The organism is Lentzea sp. NPDC005914 (assembly GCF_040629405.1).
In the GTDB taxonomy this organism is placed as follows: Bacteria; Actinomycetota; Actinomycetes; order Mycobacteriales; family Pseudonocardiaceae; genus Lentzea.
Genome location: NZ_JBEXVQ010000001.1, coordinates 442,083 through 462,141, shown reverse-complemented (window position 1 = coordinate 462,141; position 20,059 = coordinate 442,083). Strand labels below are relative to the sequence as shown.

The following is a 20,059-nucleotide window of genomic DNA, read 5'->3' as shown; positions in this document are numbered from 1 at the left end:
GCAAATCGCCGCTCAGGACGTCACGCGCAGGACAAGGCCGCGTACGGAGAGAATCGTCGACTCCGGGGATTCCGGCAGTGCGAAGCAGATCTCGTCGCCCGCCGCGAGGCCCTCGGCCGACTCGGTCCACCGCACGTCGCCGGACGTCGTCAGCTCGACCTTTCCACCGGGCTGCACGACCGTCGCCGTCAGCGAGTCACCGTCGTGCTCCAGCAGCACGGTGCCGCCGTCCTCCGGCCCGCCCGCGTCGGGCAGGTCCGCGACGAGCCGCAATCCGCTCAGCCGCACGGAGTCCCCCGCTCGTTCCACTGAGCCCTCGAAGTCCAGCACCATCGTCTTGGACCGCAGCGTGACCTCGGCTCGGGCGCTGCTCGCAGTGGTGGCCATGAGGTCCGCTTACCCGTGACCGCGGCGCCGGAAACGCCGCGGTCACGGGAGGCCGTCGTCAGGCGCCGTAAGGCTTCGCGGCCTTCTGCGCCGCGTAGGTCAGCATCGGCTTCACCTTCGCCCAGTGCCCGTCCTGGCACGAGTACGCGGGCGTGAACCCGGCGCAGTCGCCCTCCCAGTTGCCGATCTCCCAGGTGTAGTGCGGAACGCCGAGCTCGCCGTACACCCAGTCGTCGATCGACCCGCCGGCGGTGTAGAGCAGCTCACCGGGCTGGCCGTACTCCCAGCCACCCGCGAGCCGCGCCATCTCGGCGGCCATCGAGCGCAACGGGCCGTCGTTCGGTGACGGCTTGGTGGTGAAGCCCCACGGCAGCAGCACGACGTTCAGCGCGGAGTGCATCGTGATGACCATGCCGCGGGTGTCGGCGTCGGCAGGGTCGGTCAGGGCGGGGCCGCGCTTGTCCGGGTACAGCGAGCGGAAGAGCTTCTCCAGCGCGCGGGTCTCCACCTCGGAGTCGGCCTTCGGACCGCGGTAGACCTGGCTGCACGGGTCGGACGACGTGCCGTTGTCGCCCCACTGCGCGTCGAAGTTGCGGTTGACGTCGATGCCGATCTGGGCGTACGGGTCCTCTTCCGGGGTCGGGCAGACCTTGGGACCGTTGGTGTAGTTGCCGTTCTTGCGCTGCCATTTGGGCGTGTCGCCGCCGGACTGGACGATCTGCACGCCGTCGGGATTCACGATCGGCACGACCCAGATCTCGGTGGTGTCGAGCAACGTCGTCACCTCGGCGTCGCGGCCGTAGCCGGTGGTGAGGTGGTCGATCCAGCGCCACGCCATGTCGCCGGTGGTGATCTCGCGGGCGTGGATCTGCGCCGACACGAACAGCCGCGGCTTGCGCGAGTTCGGGGCGAGCTTGCAGTCGCCGTGCGTCTTCTTGGTGATGCAGATGGCCTTCAGGTCGTAGCCGCCCGCGCCCTGCGTCTTCCGCCACGAGTCGCCGTAGTCGACGACCGAGGCGAGGCCGGGGTGCCGGAAGGAGACCTGGTCGAGGTGCGCGTAGTGCGCCTTGATCGTGCGGTAACCGCCGTAGTACGTCTCGTTGACGCCGTGGCCCTGGGTCTTCAGCCCGGAGGCCGGCGGTGCCATGACGGACTCGACGGTGCCGGTGAACCCGGCCGAGGTGAGCTTGGTGTGCACTTCCTTCGAGCCCAGCACGAACAGATCGTCGCCGTCACGCTGCTCCAGCACGTCGAACCCTCGCGCGAGCAGGTCCTGCGCCTTCTGCCCGAGCGGGGCGGGGACCCGGTAGACGTACGTCGGCCCCTCCGGCACCGGCGCCGGGGCCGGTGGTGCGGCCACCGACGTTCCGACCAGGAAAGCCGCGCTGGCGGCGCCCGCCAGGACGAGGCTCAGCCGTCGTTGCTTCATGTCCGAGAACCCCCAGCTCACGTGAAAACGCTCTCAAAGGGGCGGTCGGCCCCCTCGGGACACCGTAGCGAGAGTGATCATGAAGCGGGCGATTTGAGACGACCGGAACCTCATCCGGCCGTGGTCCAGCGATAGATCTGGCCGTCCCGCAGCTCGCAGGAGTCCGGTGGGCCCGCGGCCGGCGCGTTCGCGAGGCGAGCGAGAACGTTGACGCGGCCGCGGATGGTCACGCCGCCATCGGTCCAGTGCAGGTAGGGGTGCAGCAGCGGCTTGAGCACGGCCCAGTCGCGGCTCTCGATCGCCGCCACCGCGTCACTCACCACCTGGTCCACCGGACAAGTAGACCATCCACGCCCATGTGGCCCTGCAGGGTCAAATACTGTGCGGCCATGCGCACCCCGAAGGAGACACCTTCTCGCCTGCTCGGCCGCGACGACGAGGTTCGTTGTCTCGACGGGGTGATCAGCGCGGCCAGGGAGGGCCGGGGCGGCGCGGTGGTCCTCCGGGGTGAGGCGGGTATCGGCAAGAGCGCGCTGCTGGACCACGTGCGGGAGGCGGCGTCCGGGTTCGGGGTGCTGGACGCGTCGGGGTCGGAGTTCGAGACCGAGTTGCCGTTCGCGGCGCTGCACCAGTTGTGCGTGCCGCTGCTGGACCGCCTGCCGGAGCTGGCTCCTGGCCGCCGGGCCGCGCTGGAGGTCGCGTTCGGTCTGGCCGGCGGAACACCGGACGTGCTCCAGATCGGTCTGGCCACTTTGGACCTGCTGGCCGCTGCCGCCACGGAGAAACCGTTGCTGTGTCTGGTCGATGACGCGCACTGGCTGGACGAGGCGTCGGCGAAGGTCATCGCGTTTCTCGGGCGGCGGCTCGCGGCGGACCCGATCGCCATGGTGTGCGCGGCACGGGAGCCTGGTGCGGGCCGCGTGCTGAACGAGCTGCCCGCGCTGGTGATCGGCGGACTGCCCGACGCCGAGGCACGGGCGTTGCTGGCGGCCGAGTCGGTGGACGACAAGGTGCGCGAACGGCTGCTGGCCGAGGCGTGCGGCAACCCGCTGGCGTTGCTGGAGCTGCCCAAGGCGGGCGGCTTCGCGTTGCCGGAGGTGGCGTCGGTGCCGAGTGCGATCGAGGCCAGCTTCGGGCGCAGGGTCGCCGGCCTGCCGCCGGACGCGCGGCTGCTGCTGGTCGTGGCCAGCGCCGATCCCACGGGTGAGCCGCGACTGATGTGGGCCGCCGCCCGGCAACTCGCGCTGGACGTGACGACCGCCGGTGCGGCGGCGGAGGCGTCCGGCCTGGTCAGCCTGTCCACTCGGGTGCGGTTCTGCCATCCGCTGGCCCGTTCGGCCGTCTACCTGACCGCCGACGCGGCCGAACGGCAGGCCGTGCACCTCGCGCTCGCCGCCGTCACGGATGCCCAGGCCGACCCGGATCGGCGGGTGTGGCACCTCGCGCAGGCCGGGACCGGACCGGACGACGAGGTGGCGGCCGAGCTGGAGAGATCGGCCTCACGGGCGCGTTCTCGTGGTGGAGTGGCGGCTGCTGCGGCGTTTCTGGAGCGTGCGGCGGCGTTGTCGCTGGACCCGAAGCTGCGGGCGCAACGGTCGCTCGCGGCCGGGCAGGCCAAGTTCGACGCCGGTGCCGTGGACGCGGCCGCCGAGCTGCTGAGCACGGTCGAGACGGAGCTGCTGGACTCGTCCGAGCTCGCGCGGGCCGACCTGCTGCGCGGACGGCTGGCGTTCGTCCGCAACGCGGAGAACGACGGGCCCGAGTTCGTGCTGAGCGCGGCGCGGCGGATGAGCGGTGCGGCGGCCCGCGAGTGCGTGCTCGACGCGTTCGAGATGGGGCTGACGGTCGGGCGGGCCAGCGGTGTCCTGGACGTCGTGGTGCGCGAGGCTCGGTCGATGCCCGCGGAGCCGGACGTGCTGAACGCGCTGGTGGTGCTGTCGACCGAGGGGCATCGGGCCGCTGTTCCGTTGCTGCGGAGGGCTTTCACCGGCGACAGTCTCAGGTGGACAGGGCATCCCGCGCTGGCGACGATGCTCGCGGGCGAGCTGTGGGACCCCGAGGTGCATCACGCGGTCACCGCGTGGCTGATGAAGACGGGGCGGGAGGCCGGGTCGCCGTTCGTGCTCCGGCTCGGCCTGGCCCAGACGGCGATCATGGCCGTGCACGCCGGTGACTTCGGTGTGGCTTCTTCGGCCATTGCCGAGGAAGAGGCCGTGGCGGACGCGCTCGGGGTCGCTCCCCTGCCCTATCCGCGACTGCACCTGGCCGCGATGCGCGGGTCTCGCGAGGAGCTGCTCGAGCAGACCGAGCACGCGACCCGCGCCGCCGCTCGCGTGGCCGGGCTGCTGGTGGCCAACGCGCACTGGGCTTCCGCGGTGCTGCACAACGCACTTGGCGACTATCCGGCGGCGTTGACCGCCGCCCGGCAGGCGGTCGAACCCGGCGATCTCTACCTCGCTGGCATCTCGCTGCCCGAACTGGTCGAAGCGGCGATGCGGTGCGGGGAGGAGAAGTCCGCACTGACCGCGCTGGAGGATCTCACCGAGCGGACCTCCGCCGCAGGCACCGAGTGGGGGCTCGGGGTGACGGCCTCGGCGCGGGCACTGGTGTCCGGTGACGAGGAGGACTACCGCGCGGCCGTGTCGCATCTGGAGGTCACCACGGCCAAGCCCTATCTGGCGAGGGCGCACCTGCTGTACGGCGAGTGGCTGCGCCGGGCCGGTCGCCGGGTGGACGCTCGTGAGCAGCTGCGGACGGCGCACGATCTGTTGTCCGGCATGGGGATGCGGGCTTTCGCGGCACGAGCGGCGCAGGAGCTGCGGGCAACGGGTGAGGTCGCCCGCAGCCGGTCCGCAGAGGCTGCGGACGAGCTCACCGTGCAGGAGCGGCACATCGCCCGTCTGGTTGCCACCGGGGCCACGTCCAAGGAGGTCGCGGCCCGGTTGTTCCTCAGCCCCCGCACGGTCGATGCCCACCTGCGCAACGTCTTCCGCAAGATGGGCATCAACTCGCGCCGGCAGCTGAAGGAACTCAGCTGGTCCTGGGAACCAGGCCGAGCTGCTGGGCCGCCCAGAGCCCGTCGGCGTTGAGCCAGTACTCCACGATCCTGCCGTCCTGGGTTCGCAGGATGTCCGTGCCGTGGAAGGACACCTCGCCGGCCTGCGCGAACCAGCGGAGCACGTGGTAGGGCTCCTGCGAGATCGGCCCGACCTCGACGCTGAACTTCAGCCCCGGCATGGTCTCGTGGGAGCCGCGCACCCACTCGACGAGCCCGTCACGTCCGCTGTGGTCCTGCGACGGGCCACCGGTGAGCGGGGCGACGTGCCAGACGAAGTCGTCGTGGACGATCTCCTCGGCGAGCGACAGGTCGCCGTTCCAGAAGTCGATCCAGCCCTGCGTGAGCATCACTTTTCTCCGTGTGTGCCGGGGGCAGCGCTGCCCGAGTACTCGCCGAGGTCCGACACCAGCTTGGTCAGCTCCGGGTCGGAGTCGTACCTCTTCTGGTGCAGCGCGGCGATCTTCGCGCCCATCTCGGGGTCGTCTTCGTCGTCGGTGATGTCGAACGACACGAACTTGTCCACGAGCGGCAGTCCCACGCGGTCGGTGTTGCGGTGCGCCGGGTGGATGAGGTACTCCCAGTACCCGTCAAGGTCCTCGATGACGAACGTGGCGCCCCAATCGTACTCGCCGCCGAAGTCGCGGCCGACGACGAACGACTTGACCGACGGGATCACGCGGCCCTGGTTGCGCAGGCTCTCCAGCGCCTCCTCGATCTGCTCCGGCGAGGCGTCCTGGCGCAGGGTGAAGCGGTTGCCGTGGTAGATCATCAGTTCTTCTCCTTGTGTGCCAGGGCGAGGACCGCCCCCGCGATGGTGGTGACGACGCCGGTCCAGGTGAAGGCGGCCGGGATGCCCGCCGTCTGGACCAGGGGTGCGATGACGAGCGGTGACAGGAACTGGCCCAGGAAGATGCCGGCGACCAGTCCACTGAGGACTCGGCCGCGCTGGGCCGGGCTCGCGAGGTCCGCGAGCCGCAGGTTGAGGTTCGGCACGACCAGGCCGACGCCGAAGCCGCCCACCAGGAGTCCCGCGGTGACGAGCGGGATGGTGCCGCCGAAGCCGATCAGGAGCCAGCCCAGGCCCAGCAGTCCGACGCTGGCCGCGGTGATGTGGCCCTTGGGGAGCCTCGGGAACGCCAGCGCGCCCACGACGCTGGTCAGCGTGCTGCCGGCTACGACCACGCCGATGACGGCCGGTCCGGCGCCCAGGTCTCTCAGCAGGAACGGGAGCTGGGTCGGCGCCATGTAGAAGACCAGGGTCGCCACCATGGCCAGCAGGTAGATGCCGACGGCCTTGGTGGGGAAAGGTGCCTTCTCGGCTTTCCGGGCCGTGCGGGGTTCGGTCTTCAGGCCGGCGAGGGCTGCCAGCGCGAGTGCCGCCGCGACGCTGTAGAGCCAGAACGGAAGGCGCCAGTCGACGCCCGCGAGAATCCCGGCCAACGGCAGGAACACCACACCACCGAGGCTCGCGAAAGCCTGTTGCAGGCCCAGGAACCTGCCCCGTTCCGGACCGTCGAACCAGTCGGTGATCAGGGCGCTGACCGAGGTCATGATGCCGCCGACCGCGAGGCCCAGAAGTGTTCTGGTGCCCAGCAGGACGGGGAGGCTGTCCACGAAGTAGCCCGCGGTGCCGGCGACGGCGTAGGTGGCGAGGCTGGCGGTCAGCAGGGGTTTGCGGCCGACCCGGTCTGCCGCCAGGCCCGCGACCGGGGCGCTGATCGCGATGGCCAGAGAGGTGATCGTGAGGGCGAGCCGGACCAGCACGCCCTCGCCGTACACCTCGCCCATCGCGGGCAGGCTCGGGGCGATGATCGCCGCGGCCATGATCGTCAGAGTGGCCGAGGCGAGGACCACCGCCCGCGCCGTTCGCGTTGGCCCAGTTCGTGTCGTTGTCACACGACTACCTTCGCGTCGGGCGGGTGCCGTTCGCGTCGGTAGGTATTACGTAGATCGACCGCCTACGTACGCCGGCTCAGGACGAAATGCGCGAGTCGTGCGCACGGCGACTGTCGCCCACGCGAGCACGAGTGCGGCATACAGCACGACCGCGACACCGGTGAGCATTGCCGACGGAACCCGAGTCGCCAGCGCGCTCGTCCCGGTCACCAGCGTGCCGAGCGGGAACACGAAGCTCCACCACGTCAGCGCGAACGGCAGCCCGCGGCGGGCGGTCCGCACGGTGACGGCGGCCGCGATCGCCACCCACAGCAACGCGAACCCCCACGTCACCGTGCCGTAGAGCACGCCGAACGCGGTCTGGCCGGGCAGCACGGGCACGCCCGCGAGCAGGTTGGCGGCGGTGATCGACTGGCCCAGCGGCCCGAGCACGATCCACAGCGTCGGCACGGTCGACGCCGCGCCCAGGCCGTGCTGGACGAGCCGCTGCCAGATCTGCGGGACGATCACCATCGTCGCGAACAGGCTGATGCCGAACAGCGCGTAGCAGCCGAGCACCATGGTCTGGCGTGGACCGTCCGAGAGGTGCTGAGCCAGCAACGCACCCGCGGCGGCAGACACCATCGGCGGCACGACCGGCATCAGCCAGCCTCCGAACGCGCGTTCGCCGCTGCCGAACATCCGCAACGGCACCAGCACCGAGGTCGCGAGCCCGAGCACCGTGCCGAGCGTCCACAGTGTCCAGTCGACGGCCAGCGCGGCGGGCAGACCGATCCAGTCCTTGCCCAAAAGCAACGCGCCGGTGCCGACGGTCATCAACGCCATCGGTGGCGCGCCCCAGAACTGCGCCATCACGGGGTCCGCGAGCTGGGCCCGCACGGTCGCCCAGGTCCAGCGCTTCAGAGCCGCCCCGACGAGGAAGGTCAGCAGAAGTGCGTCCAGTGCCCACACGAACGTGGCGGGCGTGTGCAGGCCGGGCATCCCGGCTCCGGCCGTGGCGACGATCCCGGTGCCCATCACGGAGGCGAACAGGTTCGGGCCGAAGGGCGCCGCTCGTCGCACCTCGGGGGCACGGTGTGGGTGAGGTGCGAGAGCGGTCACGACACAACAATCCTCGGGCCGCCCCCACCTCGGTAGGCGGCAATCTCCGATGAACACATAGGCTGCCCCTATGCCTCTGCCGTCCAGGGTCACCGACCTGACCAGCTTCGACCTGCTGTTGAGCGTCGCCGAGCTAGGCAGCATCGGCCGGGCGGCCCAGGCCCACGGCATGTCCCAGCCCTCCGCCAGCGAACGGCTGCGCACCCTCGAAGCCCGTGTGGGCGTGGCGTTGCTCGACCGCACCCCGCGCGGCGCCCGCCTCACCACCGCCGGTCAGCTCGTGGCCGGGTGGGCGGCCCCGGTCCTGGCGCGGGCCGTCGACCTCGACGCGGGCATCACCAGCCTGCGCGCGGACCGCGACAGCCACCTCAGGGTCGCCGCGAGCCTCACCGTGGCCGAGTACCTGCTGCCCGCGTGGCTGATCGCGCTGCGGACGGTCAGCCCGGACACCGCGACCGTGCTGACGGCGGGCAACTCGGTCCACGTCGCCGAGCAGGTGCTGGCCGGGCGCGCAGATCTGGGGTTCATCGAGTCGACCGAGGTGCCGACCGGCCTGACCAGCCGTGTCGTCGCCCAGGACGAACTGGTGCTCGTCGTCGCGCCGGGCCACGCGTGGGCCAGGCGCCGCAAGGTCACCGCGGTCAAGGCCGCCGCGACCCCGCTGGTGAGCAGGGAGTCCGGCTCGGGCACCCGGCAGGCCTGGGAACACGCGCTGAAGTCGGCGGGCGTCGCGCAGAGCGCGGAACCGTTGCTGGAGATGTCGTCGACCACCGCGATCAAGGCCGCGGCGATCGGCGGGATCGGGCCCGCCGTGCTGAGCGTGCACGCGGTCGAGGCCGATCTCGCGACCCGCACGCTCATCCGCGTCGAGGTGAGCGACCTGGACCTGCACCGGGCGTTGCGGGCGGTGTGGCCGGCGGGCGGGACACCCCGGGGGCCCGCGTCCGACCTGTTGACGATCGCGACCCGTAGTCTTTCGAACCGTGCCGACCGGAGGTAGCAAGCAGGTTCGCGCGGCCCGCAAGCGCAAGAAGCGGATGGCGCGGGTCGAACACGACCTCACCGACGCGCAGTGGGCCGCTCTGAAGACCTCCTGGGGCGGGTGCGCCTACTGCGGTTCTCCCGCCGGGTCGCTCCAGAAGGACTGCATTCAGGCGATCTCACGCGGCGGCAGGTACACGCTCGGCAACGTCGTCCCGGCGTGCGGGTCGTGCAACGCCAGCAAGTGCAACGCCGAGGTGACGGGGTGGTTGCGGCGCAAGAAGCTGGACGAGCGCTCGTTCCTGGTGCGCCACTACGAGATCTCGCGCGAGCTGACCGTGCGGTTCTCAGATAGCGCCTGACCTGATCGCGAACGCCACCGCGTGCGTCCGGTTGCGCAGCTGGAACCGGACGAGCACGTTCTGCACCATGCTCTTCACCGTTCGCTCCGAATAGGACAGCTTCTTCGCGACCTCGGCCGTCGTCCAGCCTTCCGCGAACAGCCGCAGCATGTCCAGCTCGCGCTCGGCCATGCCGGACATGGCGGGCAGCTCGGCCCTGCCTTCGAAAGCCGCCAGCACCGTCGACACCAGACCCTCGCAGGTCAGATCGGCTCGCGGCAGGATCGCGACGACGCGGTGGTCGATCGCGCGCGGCAGGTCGTGGGCGCGCACGTCGTCGGTGACCAGCACGACGCACGCCTGCGTTCGCTGGGCGACCGCGCGCAGTTCGGCCGTCAACCCGGCACCCTCGGCGGCGAGCAGGACGACCTGGGCGTTGCTCAGCGAGTGCTCGGGCAGGACCTGGACCTCCGGCCGCAGCCGCAGGTAGCCCGCGATGCCCCAGCGGCTGACCGAATCCCTCGCGTGGACCGCGACGCGCACTCGTTCCATGCGCCGAGTGTTCGGGGGCCGACTCCATTTGGACTCCACGCCGTCTCCACGGCGGTGCCCGATCGGGCAGGGCAGCGCGGTAACCAGGGCGGATTTCCCCAAACGGAGGCGGCGCTGTGCCTAGGTTCGCCCCCTCCCCTGCAGCAAGGAGGTCTGTCGATGTCCGCCACCATCGATGCCCTCGACGAACTCGCCAAGCCCGAGCGTCGCCAAGATCCGTACCCGTTCCTGCACTGGTTGCGCGAACACGACCCCGTGCACCGCACACGCTGCGGTTTCTACCTGCTGAGCAACTACGACGACGTCGCCTACGCACTGCAGCGGCCGGACGCGTTCGCGGTGCCGGACGAGGACGCTATGTGGCGCGAGGCCGGTTCCGGGAAACGGAGCCATCCCGCGGTCAAGAAGCTGGTCACGGCGTTCGCGGCGAAGAACCACCCCTGCTACGCCCGGCTGCGGGCGGCCATCGCCCGCGACATGACGCCGGCGAGGGTGCTGCGGCTGCGGCCGCGGATCCTGGAGCACCTGGGCAACATCTTCGACGACCTCGGGCCGCGGCTCGTCGCGGGCGAGACGGTCGACCTGCACGCCGAGGTGTCCGTGCCGCTCACGCAGTACGTGTTCGCTGACCGAGTGGGCGTGCCCGATGTGGACCGCGCGTGGATCGCGGACACGATCACGTTGATGACACGGGCGCTCGGGACGGCCGACGAGGAGGTCGCGCTGGAGGCCGACCGGGCGAGCAACGCGGTCGAGGACTACTTCCGGGAAAGGGTGTCGGAGCGGCGGTCGGCTCCTCGCGACGACCTGATCACGCGGCTCGTCGAGGCGCACGACGGTGAGGACGAGTGCTCATCGCGATTCTGTGGATCATGTGGATGACCGGGTACGAGAGCACGATCTCCGGCATCGACCGCGCGGTGCAGGCGTTTCTGGCCAACCCGTCGCTCAGGTCGTGGTGCGACGGCGACCAGGCGAAGGTGCAGCGGTTCCTCTACGAAGCGCTCCGGCACGACGGCGTCGTCCTCTACACACCGATCCCGCGCATCGCGGTGAGCGAGCTCGCGCTGGGCGGCGTGACGGTCCCGGCCGGAGCGTCGGTCCGGATGCTGATCGCCGGTGCCAACCGCGACCCCCGCGTATTTCGGGATCCCGACACGTTCGACCCGACCCGCGACCCGCGCCGGATGCTGTCGGCCGGGAACTGCTGCGGCACCACGTTGGGCCGCGCGGAGATGGCGCACGTGGTGACAGGGCTGCAACAGCGGTTCCCGACGCTCGTCGCGGCCGGTGAGCCGGCGTGGAGCCCTGCCACCCTCGCCCGCCGCACCCTCGAGACGCTTCCTGCCCGGCTGGGCTGATCCGCGATGTTCGGACGGGCGGTGCGTTGCGCTGAACGGGCGAATACCCTGCCCGCATGGGCGAACTGCGCGTCGACGTGCTCGGTGATCTGCGGATCACCGTCGACGGCATGCCGCTCGAGCCGTGCCAGCCTCGTCAGCGCGCGGTGCTCGCGGTGCTGGCCATGCGGTCGCCGCACGCGGTCTCGCGGGCCGAACTGATCGACGCGGTGTGGGGCGACGACCCGCCGTCGAGTGCTTCGGGCAGCCTGCACACCTACATCAGCGCGTTGCGGCGGCTGGTCGAGCCCGATCTGCGGTCGCGCGCGTGCGGGAACCTGATCATCACAACCGACAGCGGGTACGCCTGTCTGGTGGCGCCCGCCGACCTGCGCGAGTTCGAGCGCCTCCACCAGAGTGGACAGTGCGCGGAACTGCGGTCCGCGCTGGAGCTCTGGCGCGGCACGGCGTTGTCGGACGTGCCGGGGCCGTTCGCGGCACGTCAGCGCGTCCGGCTGGAGGAGGCACGGCTGACCGCGGTCGAGGACTGGGCCGCGGCGGCGATCTCGGCCGGCGAGCGGGGCGAGGTGGTCGACACGCTGACCCGCGTCGTCGCCGATCACCCCGTGCGGGAACGGCTCGTGCAGCTGCTGATGCTCGCGCTGAGCCGCTCCGGGCGCCAGGCCGAGGCGCTGGCCGCGTTCCGTGCCGCCCGGTGCGCGCTGGTCGAGCAGCTCGGCGTCGAACCGGGCCCCGAGCTTCAGGAACAGCACGAGCTGATCCTCAGGGGTGGCGCGGTCTCCCGGTCGGTGCGGCCGGCCCAGACCACCCACGACACGATCGGTTTCGTGGGGCGCGACGGCGAGATCGCCGAGCTGTGCGGGCGGTTGAGCGGGTCCGGGCCGCGGACGGTCGTGATCTCCGCGATCGACGGCACCGGCGGAATCGGCAAGACCGCGCTGGCCGTGCACGTCGCGCACCTGCTGGTCGACCGGTTCCCGGACGGGCAGCTGTTCGTCGACCTGCAGGGGTTCGCGCCGAACAGCGCACCGGTGCCGCCCGAGGAGGCTCTGCGCCGGTTGCTCGCCGGGCTCGGGATCGACCACAAGGCGATGCCGAACGATCTGGACGGCCGGGCCGGGATGTATCGCAGCGTGCTGGCTGATCGCCGCGTGCTCGTGTTGCTGGACAACGCTTTCAACGCCGAGCAGGTCCGTCCGCTGCTGCCGGGGGTGTCGTCGAGCGCGGTGCTGGTGACGAGCCGCAACCGGCTGAGCGGACTGGTCGTCTCCGGTGGCGCGCACCGGGTCACGCTCGACGTGCTGCCCGAGGTCGAGGCACTCGGGTTGCTGCGGTCGGTCATCGGCGATCGCGTCGACGCCGAACCGCGGGCCGCTCGCGAGCTGGTGCGGTTGTGCTGCGCGCTTCCGCTGGCGTTGCGGGTGGCCGCGGAACGGGTGAGCATCGGTCCGAACAGGACACTCGCGGCTCTGGTCGAGGAGTTGGCTCGCGAACGGCTCGACGTGCTGGAAGCGGACGAGACGACGGCCGTGCGGGCGACTTTCTCGTGGTCGTACCGGGCGTTGGCGCCGGACGTAGCGCGGATGTTCCGGTTGCTCGGCCTGCATCCGGGGCCGGCACCGTCACTCGGGGCGGCCGCGGCGCTGGCCGGGCTGTGTTCGCGAGAAGCACGCAGGCTGCTCGACGTGCTCTGCGCCGGCCATCTCGTCGACGAGGTGGCGTTGCGGCGGTACAACTTCCACGACCTGCTGCGGACTTATGCGCACGAGAAGGCGTTCGAGGACGAGCCGAGTCCGGAGAAGGCCGTCGACCGAGTGCTGTGCTGGTACCTGCACAGCGCCGACGCGGCCGACCGCCTGCTCTTCCCCGGTCGCAGACGGATGCCGTTGCCCGAACTCCCCGAAGATGTTGCGCCGCAGACGCTCGACGGCGCCGACGACGCGCGGACGTGGCTTCAGGCGGAGTACGTCAACCTTCTCTCCGCGATCAAGCACGCGGCCTCGACCGGCAACACCGAGCTGGCCGCGCGGCTTCCGCTGGCGTTGATGAGCTTCTTCGAGTTCGAGTCGCACTTCGACGACGGCATCGCGATGTACCTGATCGGCCTGAACGCCGCGTGCACTGCGGGCAACAGGCGCGCGGAAGCCTTGCTGTGCAACAACATCGGCATCCTGCACTCGGTCCGCCGCGCGTACGACGACGGCGAGAGGTGGTTCCAGCGCGCCCTGCCGGCGTGGCGGGAGATCTCCGACGAGCACGGCGAGGGCCAAGCGTTGATCAACCTCGCCGGTGTCTACGTCGGCCGCGGCACCGGTGACGCGCTCGCCGCCGAACAGCACCTCCTGCGGGCGCTGGACATCTTCGGGCGCCTCGACAGCCAGCTCGGCCGAGTTTTCGCGATGACCCACCTCACCACGGTCTACAAACGGATGCAGCGCCTGGACGAAGCACTGGCCACCGGCACCGAGGCGGCCGAGATCGCCCGCGGCCTCGGCTCCGACGTCATCCTGGCGGCCACGCTCGGCGACCTCGGCCGCGTGCACGAGGAGCTGCGCGACTTCCCCGCCGCTCTGGCGTGCCACGAGGCCGCGCTGGAGATCCACCAGCGCACCGGCAACCAGCTCCGCGAGGCCCGTGACCGCCTCTGCGTCGCCTACGTGTGCCGCGACCTGGGCGACTTCGCGCGGATGCGGACCGAGCACACCCGCGCCTTCGCGATGCTGGAGGAGCTCAACCCGGCCGAGGTGGAATCGGAACGGGCCAAGTTCGGCCCGCTGCCCGGTCAGCTCACCTTGAGCGTGAACGACATCGCCGGGTAGTAGGCGTCCAGCTGCCGCGCGAAATTCCCGGGCGGCGCCGCGACCACCCCGACCTCGACGCCCGATCCGTCGACGGTCGGTCCGGCCTCGACGATCTGGATCCCGCGGCCCTTCCAGTACCCGGTGTCGTCCATGACGCGCTTGACGTACTCCGCCATCTCGGCACGCGTGTACCTGGCGTCGCGGAACTCGACGCGCACCTCCGGCGCGGCCTTGCGCACCTCGGCGTCGAGCCGCGGGTCCGGCTTGCGGTGGACGACCATCATCGGCATCTCGCCGTGGACCTCCAGTCCCGCGTAGGTGCTCGCGAACTCCTTCTCCAGCAACGGTTGCACGACTTCTGCGGCCTTCGTCAGCGCAAGGTCGTTCATCGGCGTGGTCAAAGCCGTGGTGTTGGGCGTAGTCGTGCGCAGGACCTGCGGATCTCGCTCGTTGTTCCCGCAGGACGCCACGGCCACCAGCAACAACACCAGCAGGACAAGCCTCCGCATGATCCCCCCAATGGTCCGTTCCCGCTCAGGACGGAACCGGGGGGCTCAGAAGTTGCCTGCCTTGCGGAACGCTGTCGCAATGTTGTGGCCGCGGCCGATGTTGTGCTCACCCGCGCGGCGGCGATGGCGAGCACACCCAGGACGGCGAACTTGACCAGCATCGTGCCCGCCATCGAGATGCCGACCTTCGCGAGCTCGAAGATCTGTCCGAAGTGGACCCCGAAGCTGAGCCGGTCGCAGAGTCGCTTCCGCAGTCCCGAAACGGTCATGAGGCACCAGCGCGACGCGGCCGATCTGCCTCGCGTCGCTAAGCAGCGTTGCGCAGCGCGTTGTAGCCCTTGAAGAGCTCGTCCCACGCCTTGCCGCAGCGGGCGTCGAGCTGCCCGTCGGGGCTGGTGCCACCCGCCGCGAACCACGGCTCGCACGGCGCGATGTCGGTGATCGCCTTGCGCACCTTTTCGAGGGCGGACCGGCCGGACGGAGGCAGCTTGTCGGCCTGCTTCTCGACCTCGTCGAGCACGCCTGTCACGTCCGGCATGAGGTGGGCGCAGTTGTCCATCTGGTCGACCGGCTCGCCCCGCAGTCTCGGCAGGCAGGCGGTGAGCAGGGTGCCGATGGCGTCGAGCCGGGGTTGCAGCTCCGGCAGCGGCGAGGCCGATGACGAGGCCGGCGCGGGGGTGATCGTGGGCAGGGACGTCGTCCCGGTACCGCACCCGACCAGCAGGAACACCAGCGCAATGGCGGAAGAGCGCATGCCCCAGAGCCTAGCCACCCGCGAAAGCCGCCCGAGTTCGGGTCGCTTTGACGGCTTTCCAGGCGTGAAAGCCGCATCGGGTGTCCACTTCGGACCGAGCGGCCGAACATTCCTGAGTGGACGATCATCTACCCTGAACACGGGCGGCCTTCCCGAACGGGTTCGCCACCGCAGGACGACCACCGGACCGCTTGGAGCCACCCGGTACCGTTGGGGACGTGAGCATCAGCCTGAGCAGCGAGTTCGCCGCCGCGGTCCCGGAGATGGCGGTCTCCTGGGAAGCCGCGCCGGTCGCCGAACCGGTCCTGCTCGTCCTCAACGAGCCGCTGGCGAAGGAGCTCGGCCTCGACCCGGCCTGGCTGCGGGCCGACGGGCTGCCGTTCCTGGTGGGCAACGAGGCACCCGGCGTGGCCCAGGCCTACGCGGGCCACCAGTTCGGCGGCTACTCCCCCAGGCTCGGCGACGGCCGCGCGTTGCTCCTCGGCGAGTTGCGCGACGGTGACGGCAAGCTGCGCGACCTGCACCTGAAGGGCTCCGGCCGCACCCCGTTCGCCCGTGGCGGTGACGGCCTGGCTGCGGTCGGGCCGATGCTGCGCGAGTACGTCCTGAGCGAGGCGATGTTCGCCCTGGGCATCCCCACCACCCGCTCGCTGGCGGTGGTCAGCACCGGCGCCACCGTGCAGCGCGAGGAACCGCTCGCGGGAGCTGTGCTGGCCCGCGTGGCGTCGTCGCACCTGCGGGTCGGCAGCTTCCAGTACGCGCGCAACACCGGCGACCACGACCTGCTGCGCCGCCTCGCCGACCACGCCATCGCGCGCCACCACCCCGGCAGCACCTACCTGGAGCTGTTCGAGCAGGTCGTGGCCGCGCAGGCGTCGCTCGTGGCCCGCTGGATGCTCGTCGGCTTCATCCACGGCGTGATGAACACCGACAACATGACCATCTCCGGCGAGACGATCGACTACGGCCCGTGCGCGTTCATGGAGGCCTACGACCCGAAGACGGTCTACAGCTCCATCGACCACCGCGGCCGCTACGCCTACGGCAACCAGCCGATCATCGCCGAGTGGAACCTGGCCCGCCTGGCCGAGGCCCTGCTGCCGCTGTTCGCGCCCGAGGAGGACCAGGCGGTCGCGCTGGCCCTCGAGGCGCTGCGCACGTTCGACGGTCACTTCGAACGCGCCTGGACTGGCGGCATGCGGGCCAAGCTCGGCGTGGCGGGCGACGTGCAGCCGCTGCTCAAGGACCTGCTCGAGTTGATGCACGCGAACCACGTCGACTTCACGACGTTCTTCTGGCGGCTGTCCGACGCCGCTCGGGGCGACGCGGAGCCCGCGCGGTCGCTGTTCCTCGACCTGGCCGGGATCGACGCCTGGATCACGCGGTGGCGGGAGCTCGGCCCGGACGCGGACGCGATGGACCGGGTCAACCCCGTCTACGTCCCGCGCAACCATCTCGTGGAAGAGGCCCTCGCGGCCGGGGCGGACGGCGACCTCGGCCCGCTCGAACGCCTGCTGGAGGCCGTGACCTCACCCTACGGCGAACGCCCAGGGCTCTCGCACTACGCGACGCCCGCGCCGCAGGACTTCAGCGCCACCTACCAGACCTTCTGCGGGACCTGATGAAACTGCAGCCCGTCGGCCACGTCGAGTCGCCGCTCACCGACCGCTCGTCCGCGCCCAAGCAGGGCGACGAGGGCGCGCCGGACGCCTGGATCGTCTTCGCGCCCGAGTACGCGCGGGCGATGGCCGAACTCGCACCCGGCCAGGACGTGCTGGTGCTGACCTGGCTCGACCGGGCCGACCGGTCGGTGCTGGCGGTCCACCCGCGCAGCGACGCCGAACGCCCGGAGACCGGGGTGTTCTCGACCCGGTCGCCAGACCGGCCGAACCCGATCGGGCTGCACCGGGTCCGGATCGTCGAGGTGGACGGGGCACGGGTGCGGGTGGCCGATCTGGAAGCCATCGACGGCACGCCCGTCGTCGACGTGAAACCGGTGCTGGGCGCCGAGCGCTGAGCGGGCTCGGATCTGGGTACCCGCCGGGTATGAGCCAACCAGTACCGCCACCTGAGCCCGTGCCGACCACGCCTGGACCGGACCAGCCGAGGCCACCGGGCCCCGACCCCGATCCGTTGCCGCCGATGCCGGAACCGGTCTAGGAGGCCTGCCGGGCGCGAGAGACGAGCCACTCGCGGACCGACCGCGCGCCCGGCACGATCGCCCGCGTGGCAGCCGGATCGGCCTCGACCTGGTTCTCACGCAGCCATCGCCACATCCGGACCAGGTCGTCGCCGGCGAACCGCTCGAACAACCGGACCGGCATCGGAAAACGCCGTGGCGCGTGCCCGAACGCCTCCCGGTAGAGCTCGCGGCACCCGTCGATGCTGACCACGTCCGACACCAGCGCGAGATCCACGCCTGCGAACCGGTCCGGCTCGGCGAACGCCCGAGCCGCGACCGCGCCGAAGTCGTCCGAGCACAGCCACAGCAGCGGACGGTCCGCGCCGATCAACTTCGGCATCAGGTGCCACATCGACACCGGCGGGTAGAAGTCCTTGTCGGTCATCAGTTCCATGAGCGCCGTCGGCCGCAGCACGGTCAGCGGCAGGCCCAGCCGCAGCAGATGGGCCTTGATGACCATTTTGGACTCCCACGACCCGACACCGGTGCCCGCGCGGTCGACGCCGGCCGACCCGTACACGACGTGCCGCACACCCGCGTCGGCCGCGGCGTCGCCCACGTTCCGGCCCTGCACGACCTCCTCATCCAGTCCGCAGATCATCGGGTTCTGCACGCTGAACACGCCCTGTGCTCCGGCGAACGCGGGCCGCAACGTGGCCACGTCGCTCATGTCCGCGCGCATCACCTCGGCACCGGCCTGCGCCAGCATCCTCGCCTTGCCAGAGGACGGGTCACGGGTCAGTGCCCGGACCCGCCGGCCGTCCGCGAGCAGGTGCCGGGCGACCGCACCGCCCTGGCGACCTGTCGCGCCGAGAACCGCGACGAACCCGTCCATGCCTGGTTATCGCGCGATCGGCCGATCGGTTACGACGCCACCGGGATGACGTCCACCGCGGCGTTCGGCGGCGCCGAAGCACGGTCCCAGTGCATGCGCGACCACGGCAGGTCCATCTCCGCGAGCTTCTTGATCTGCAACGGGCGCAGCTCTGCCGCCGATGGCGCCTCGGCGTGCCGGGAGTAGGCCGCGTCAACGTACCGGTGCCCGGTGTCCGGAGCCAGCACGACCACATGACGGCCCGGATCGAGGCTCTGTTCCCACCGTGCCGCCAAATAGGCCGCACCCGCCGACAGACCCGCGAAGATCGCGTGCTCGCGCAGCAACGCCACACCGCCCGCCAGCGCCGCGTCGAAGCCGAACCAGTGCACGGTGTCGTAGAGCGTGTGGTCGACGTTGCCGAACGGGATGGAGCTGCCGATCCCGGCGATGATGATCTCCGGGTCGTGCACGTGCTCGCTGCCGAACGTCACGCTGTCGAACGGTTGCACGCCAACGAGTTCCACCCGAGGGTCCGTCTCGCGCAGATAGGTGGCCAGCGCACCCGTCGAGGCGCCGGTGCCGACTCCGCCGACGACCGAGAGTTTCGAGCAGTCGGCGTGCGAGCGCACGAGATCCGCGATCGGCCGGTAGCCGCGGTAGTGGACGTCGTCGTGGTACTGGCGCATCCAGTGGTGCCGTGGGCGGTCGCGCAGGATCTCCCGCACCCGCGCGACACGACGGCTCTGGTCGAGTTTCAGGCTCGCGCACGGCGGCATCGGTTCGACGGTCGCGCCGAGGATCTCCAGTTGCATGCGCAGGGTCTTGTCGACGGTAGTGGAGGCGATGATGTGGCAGTGCAGGCCATAACGGTGGCACGCGAGCGCCAGGGCGTGGGCGTAGATGCCGCTGGAGCTGTCGACGAGGGTGTCCCCGTGCGCGATGGTGCCGCGTTCGAGGAGGTGCCGGACCGCTTCGAGGGCCGAGGCGACCTTCATGGTCTCGAAGCGCAGGCACAGGGTGCGGGAGTCGAGGCGCACCAGGGCGGGGCGGCTGAGCGCGTCAGCGATGTGGTGGTCCACGGCTTCTCTCACGTCCGGTAGCGGAACAAGGCGGTCTCGTCGGCGCTGAACTGCGAGAACGGGAACGGTTCCGCGGACAGGGCGGTCACTCCCGCGCCGAGGAAGTGGCGGGCGACGGCACTCGCGGTCTGGGCGTAGACGACCAACGGGACGTCCCGTTCCCGGCAGGTGCGCAGAATCTCGTCGAACGTGCCGTTGCCGATCGTCATCCCGGTGGCGACGACGGCGTCCGCGACCCCGAGCACGTCCCGCATGTCCGGCGTCACCGGGTCGCCCCACTGGGTGGTGCGCAACGACAGATCGCACGGCAGGCATTCGGCGCCGCGCTCGCGGATCGCCGCCACCAACGGGTTCACCACTCCGATCAACGCGACCTTGGCGCCGGGTTCGACGTCCAGCAACCCCGCCACCGCGGCGTCACGCGCCCGTGCCCGCTCTTCCGGAGTCCCAGCGGGAAGAACCACGCGCTCGGCAGTGCTGTGTGGACGGACGTTGCCGAGATACGCGTCGAGTGCCGCAACCCGGACCGGCGCCGGCGCCTCGGTGAGCAGGCGGGCGACGGAAGCCCCGGAGTAGTTCGCGCACACCGCCGGATCGGCCTCGCCGTCGGCGAACGCACAGGCACCGAACGCGGAACCGACGCGGGCGAGCACGTACTGGTTGCGGTAGGTGACGTCACCCCCGGCCAGCCGCGTGCCGTGGTGGACCCAGAACACACTGGTGGCCGGGACCTCCTCAGGATCAGGACCGTGTCTTCCGGCCAGGACCTCGGCTGTCAGATCGTCCACAGTGGTCACGAACATCCCCCTTC

The 20,059-nt window shown here is 70.8% G+C and carries 21 protein-coding genes; 8 read left to right on the top strand and 13 right to left on the bottom strand.

All coding sequences use genetic code 11. The annotated features are described in order from the left end of the window. Positions 1-12 precede the first annotated feature (12 nt). The 3 genes from ABZ345_RS01975 to ABZ345_RS01965 form a co-directional block, all read right to left on the bottom strand. Complete coding sequence (locus ABZ345_RS01975) at positions 13-387, bottom strand: hypothetical protein (protein WP_359841942.1); 375 nt, start codon at positions 385-387, stop codon at positions 13-15. Between the two features lie 58 nt (positions 388-445). After that, positions 446-1,816 carry a M14 family zinc carboxypeptidase gene (locus ABZ345_RS01970; protein WP_359841940.1) on the bottom strand — a complete coding sequence of 457 codons (1,371 nt, stop codon included), beginning with the start codon at positions 1,814-1,816 and terminating at the stop codon, positions 446-448. 110 nt (positions 1,817-1,926) lie between these two features. Beyond that, positions 1,927-2,148: a hypothetical protein gene (locus ABZ345_RS01965; protein WP_359841938.1), complete on the bottom strand. Its 222-nt coding sequence runs from the start codon at positions 2,146-2,148 to the stop codon at positions 1,927-1,929. 57 nt (positions 2,149-2,205) lie between these two features. Between ABZ345_RS01965 and ABZ345_RS01960 the strand changes: the two genes are divergently transcribed. Beyond that, a complete protein-coding gene (locus ABZ345_RS01960) occupies positions 2,206-4,905 on the top strand; it encodes a LuxR family transcriptional regulator (protein WP_359841936.1) in 2,700 nt (899 codons plus the stop codon). Here ABZ345_RS01960 and ABZ345_RS01955 read toward each other — a convergent pair. The 4 genes from ABZ345_RS01955 to ABZ345_RS01940 all read right to left on the bottom strand — a co-directional run bounded on the left by ABZ345_RS01955 (position 4,847) and on the right by ABZ345_RS01940 (position 7,832). Further along, entirely contained in the window at positions 4,847-5,221 is a 375-nt protein-coding gene (locus ABZ345_RS01955; RefSeq protein WP_359841934.1) for a nuclear transport factor 2 family protein, read from the bottom strand. The genes ABZ345_RS01960 and ABZ345_RS01955 overlap by 59 nt on opposite strands. Beyond that, positions 5,221-5,643, bottom strand: coding sequence for a Dabb family protein (locus ABZ345_RS01950; RefSeq protein WP_359841932.1), 423 nt, complete (start codon positions 5,641-5,643; stop codon positions 5,221-5,223). Before ABZ345_RS01950 ends, ABZ345_RS01955 begins: the two co-directional genes overlap by 1 nt. Beyond that, the gene (locus ABZ345_RS01945) at positions 5,643-6,728 is read right to left on the bottom strand and encodes an MFS transporter (RefSeq protein WP_359841930.1); all 1,086 of its coding nucleotides are present in this window, start codon (positions 6,726-6,728) and stop codon (positions 5,643-5,645) included. The genes ABZ345_RS01950 and ABZ345_RS01945 overlap by 1 nt, the downstream gene beginning before the upstream one ends. A gap of 87 nt (positions 6,729-6,815) precedes the next feature. Next, a complete protein-coding gene (locus tag ABZ345_RS01940) occupies positions 6,816-7,832 on the bottom strand; it encodes a TDT family transporter (RefSeq protein WP_359841928.1) in 1,017 nt (338 codons plus the stop codon). A 109-nt stretch (positions 7,833-7,941) separates the two neighbouring features. On the opposite strand from ABZ345_RS01940, the gene ABZ345_RS01935 reads away from it, so the two are divergent. Together ABZ345_RS01935 and ABZ345_RS01930 are read left to right on the top strand one after the other, a co-directional pair. Further along, on the top strand, positions 7,942-8,871 hold the full coding sequence (locus tag ABZ345_RS01935) for a LysR family transcriptional regulator (protein WP_359841926.1): 930 nt from the start codon (positions 7,942-7,944) through the stop codon (positions 8,869-8,871). Next, complete coding sequence (locus ABZ345_RS01930) at positions 8,855-9,214, top strand: HNH endonuclease (RefSeq protein ID WP_359841924.1); 360 nt, start codon at positions 8,855-8,857, stop codon at positions 9,212-9,214. Before ABZ345_RS01935 ends, ABZ345_RS01930 begins: the two co-directional genes overlap by 17 nt. On the opposite strand, the gene ABZ345_RS01925 is transcribed toward ABZ345_RS01930, so the two are convergent. Beyond that, the gene (locus ABZ345_RS01925) at positions 9,200-9,745 is read right to left on the bottom strand and encodes a LuxR C-terminal-related transcriptional regulator (protein WP_359841922.1); all 546 of its coding nucleotides are present in this window, start codon (positions 9,743-9,745) and stop codon (positions 9,200-9,202) included. The genes ABZ345_RS01930 and ABZ345_RS01925 overlap by 15 nt on opposite strands. A gap of 159 nt (positions 9,746-9,904) precedes the next feature. On the opposite strand from ABZ345_RS01925, the gene ABZ345_RS01920 reads away from it, so the two are divergent. Genes ABZ345_RS01920 through ABZ345_RS01910 form a run of 3 tightly spaced genes read left to right on the top strand, consistent with a single transcriptional unit; the run spans position 9,905 to position 13,925 of the window. Then, positions 9,905-10,627: a hypothetical protein gene (locus ABZ345_RS01920; protein ID WP_359841920.1), complete on the top strand. Its 723-nt coding sequence runs from the start codon at positions 9,905-9,907 to the stop codon at positions 10,625-10,627. Continuing rightward, entirely contained in the window at positions 10,594-11,106 is a 513-nt protein-coding gene (locus ABZ345_RS01915) for a cytochrome P450 (RefSeq protein WP_359841918.1), read from the top strand. Before ABZ345_RS01920 ends, ABZ345_RS01915 begins: the two co-directional genes overlap by 34 nt. 56 nt (positions 11,107-11,162) lie before the next feature. After that, positions 11,163-13,925, top strand: coding sequence for a BTAD domain-containing putative transcriptional regulator (locus tag ABZ345_RS01910; protein ID WP_359841916.1), 2,763 nt, complete (start codon positions 11,163-11,165; stop codon positions 13,923-13,925). Here the strand turns inward: ABZ345_RS01910 and ABZ345_RS01905 are convergent. After that, the gene (locus ABZ345_RS01905) at positions 13,889-14,416 is read right to left on the bottom strand and encodes a hypothetical protein (protein WP_359841915.1); all 528 of its coding nucleotides are present in this window, start codon (positions 14,414-14,416) and stop codon (positions 13,889-13,891) included. The genes ABZ345_RS01910 and ABZ345_RS01905 overlap by 37 nt on opposite strands. Before the next feature lie 307 nt (positions 14,417-14,723). Next, entirely contained in the window at positions 14,724-15,170 is a 447-nt protein-coding gene (locus ABZ345_RS01900) for a hypothetical protein (RefSeq protein ID WP_359841913.1), read from the bottom strand. A gap of 218 nt (positions 15,171-15,388) precedes the next feature. On the opposite strand from ABZ345_RS01900, the gene ABZ345_RS01895 reads away from it, so the two are divergent. Both ABZ345_RS01895 and tsaA read left to right on the top strand, forming a co-directional pair. After that, complete coding sequence (locus ABZ345_RS01895; RefSeq protein WP_359841912.1) at positions 15,389-16,792, top strand: protein adenylyltransferase SelO; 1,404 nt, start codon at positions 15,389-15,391, stop codon at positions 16,790-16,792. After that, positions 16,792-17,187 (top strand): tRNA (N6-threonylcarbamoyladenosine(37)-N6)-methyltransferase TrmO, encoded by a 396-nt coding sequence (gene tsaA, locus ABZ345_RS01890; RefSeq protein WP_359841911.1) that lies wholly within the window; start codon positions 16,792-16,794, stop codon positions 17,185-17,187. Before ABZ345_RS01895 ends, tsaA begins: the two co-directional genes overlap by 1 nt. Positions 17,188-17,326: 139 nt before the next feature. Here the strand turns inward: tsaA and ABZ345_RS01885 are convergent, their stop codons facing one another. From ABZ345_RS01885 to ABZ345_RS01875, 3 genes are read right to left on the bottom strand one after another with little or no spacing between them, the layout of a single operon-like run. After that, positions 17,327-18,187, bottom strand: a complete 861-nt coding sequence (locus ABZ345_RS01885; RefSeq protein ID WP_359841909.1) for an NmrA/HSCARG family protein — start codon at positions 18,185-18,187, stop codon at positions 17,327-17,329. Between the two features lie 29 nt (positions 18,188-18,216). Further along, positions 18,217-19,260 (bottom strand): pyridoxal-phosphate dependent enzyme, encoded by a 1,044-nt coding sequence (locus tag ABZ345_RS01880; protein ID WP_359841907.1) that lies wholly within the window; start codon positions 19,258-19,260, stop codon positions 18,217-18,219. After that, a complete protein-coding gene (locus tag ABZ345_RS01875; protein WP_359841905.1) occupies positions 19,257-20,045 on the bottom strand; it encodes a DUF364 domain-containing protein in 789 nt (262 codons plus the stop codon). Before ABZ345_RS01875 ends, ABZ345_RS01880 begins: the two co-directional genes overlap by 4 nt. Positions 20,046-20,059 lie beyond the last annotated feature (14 nt).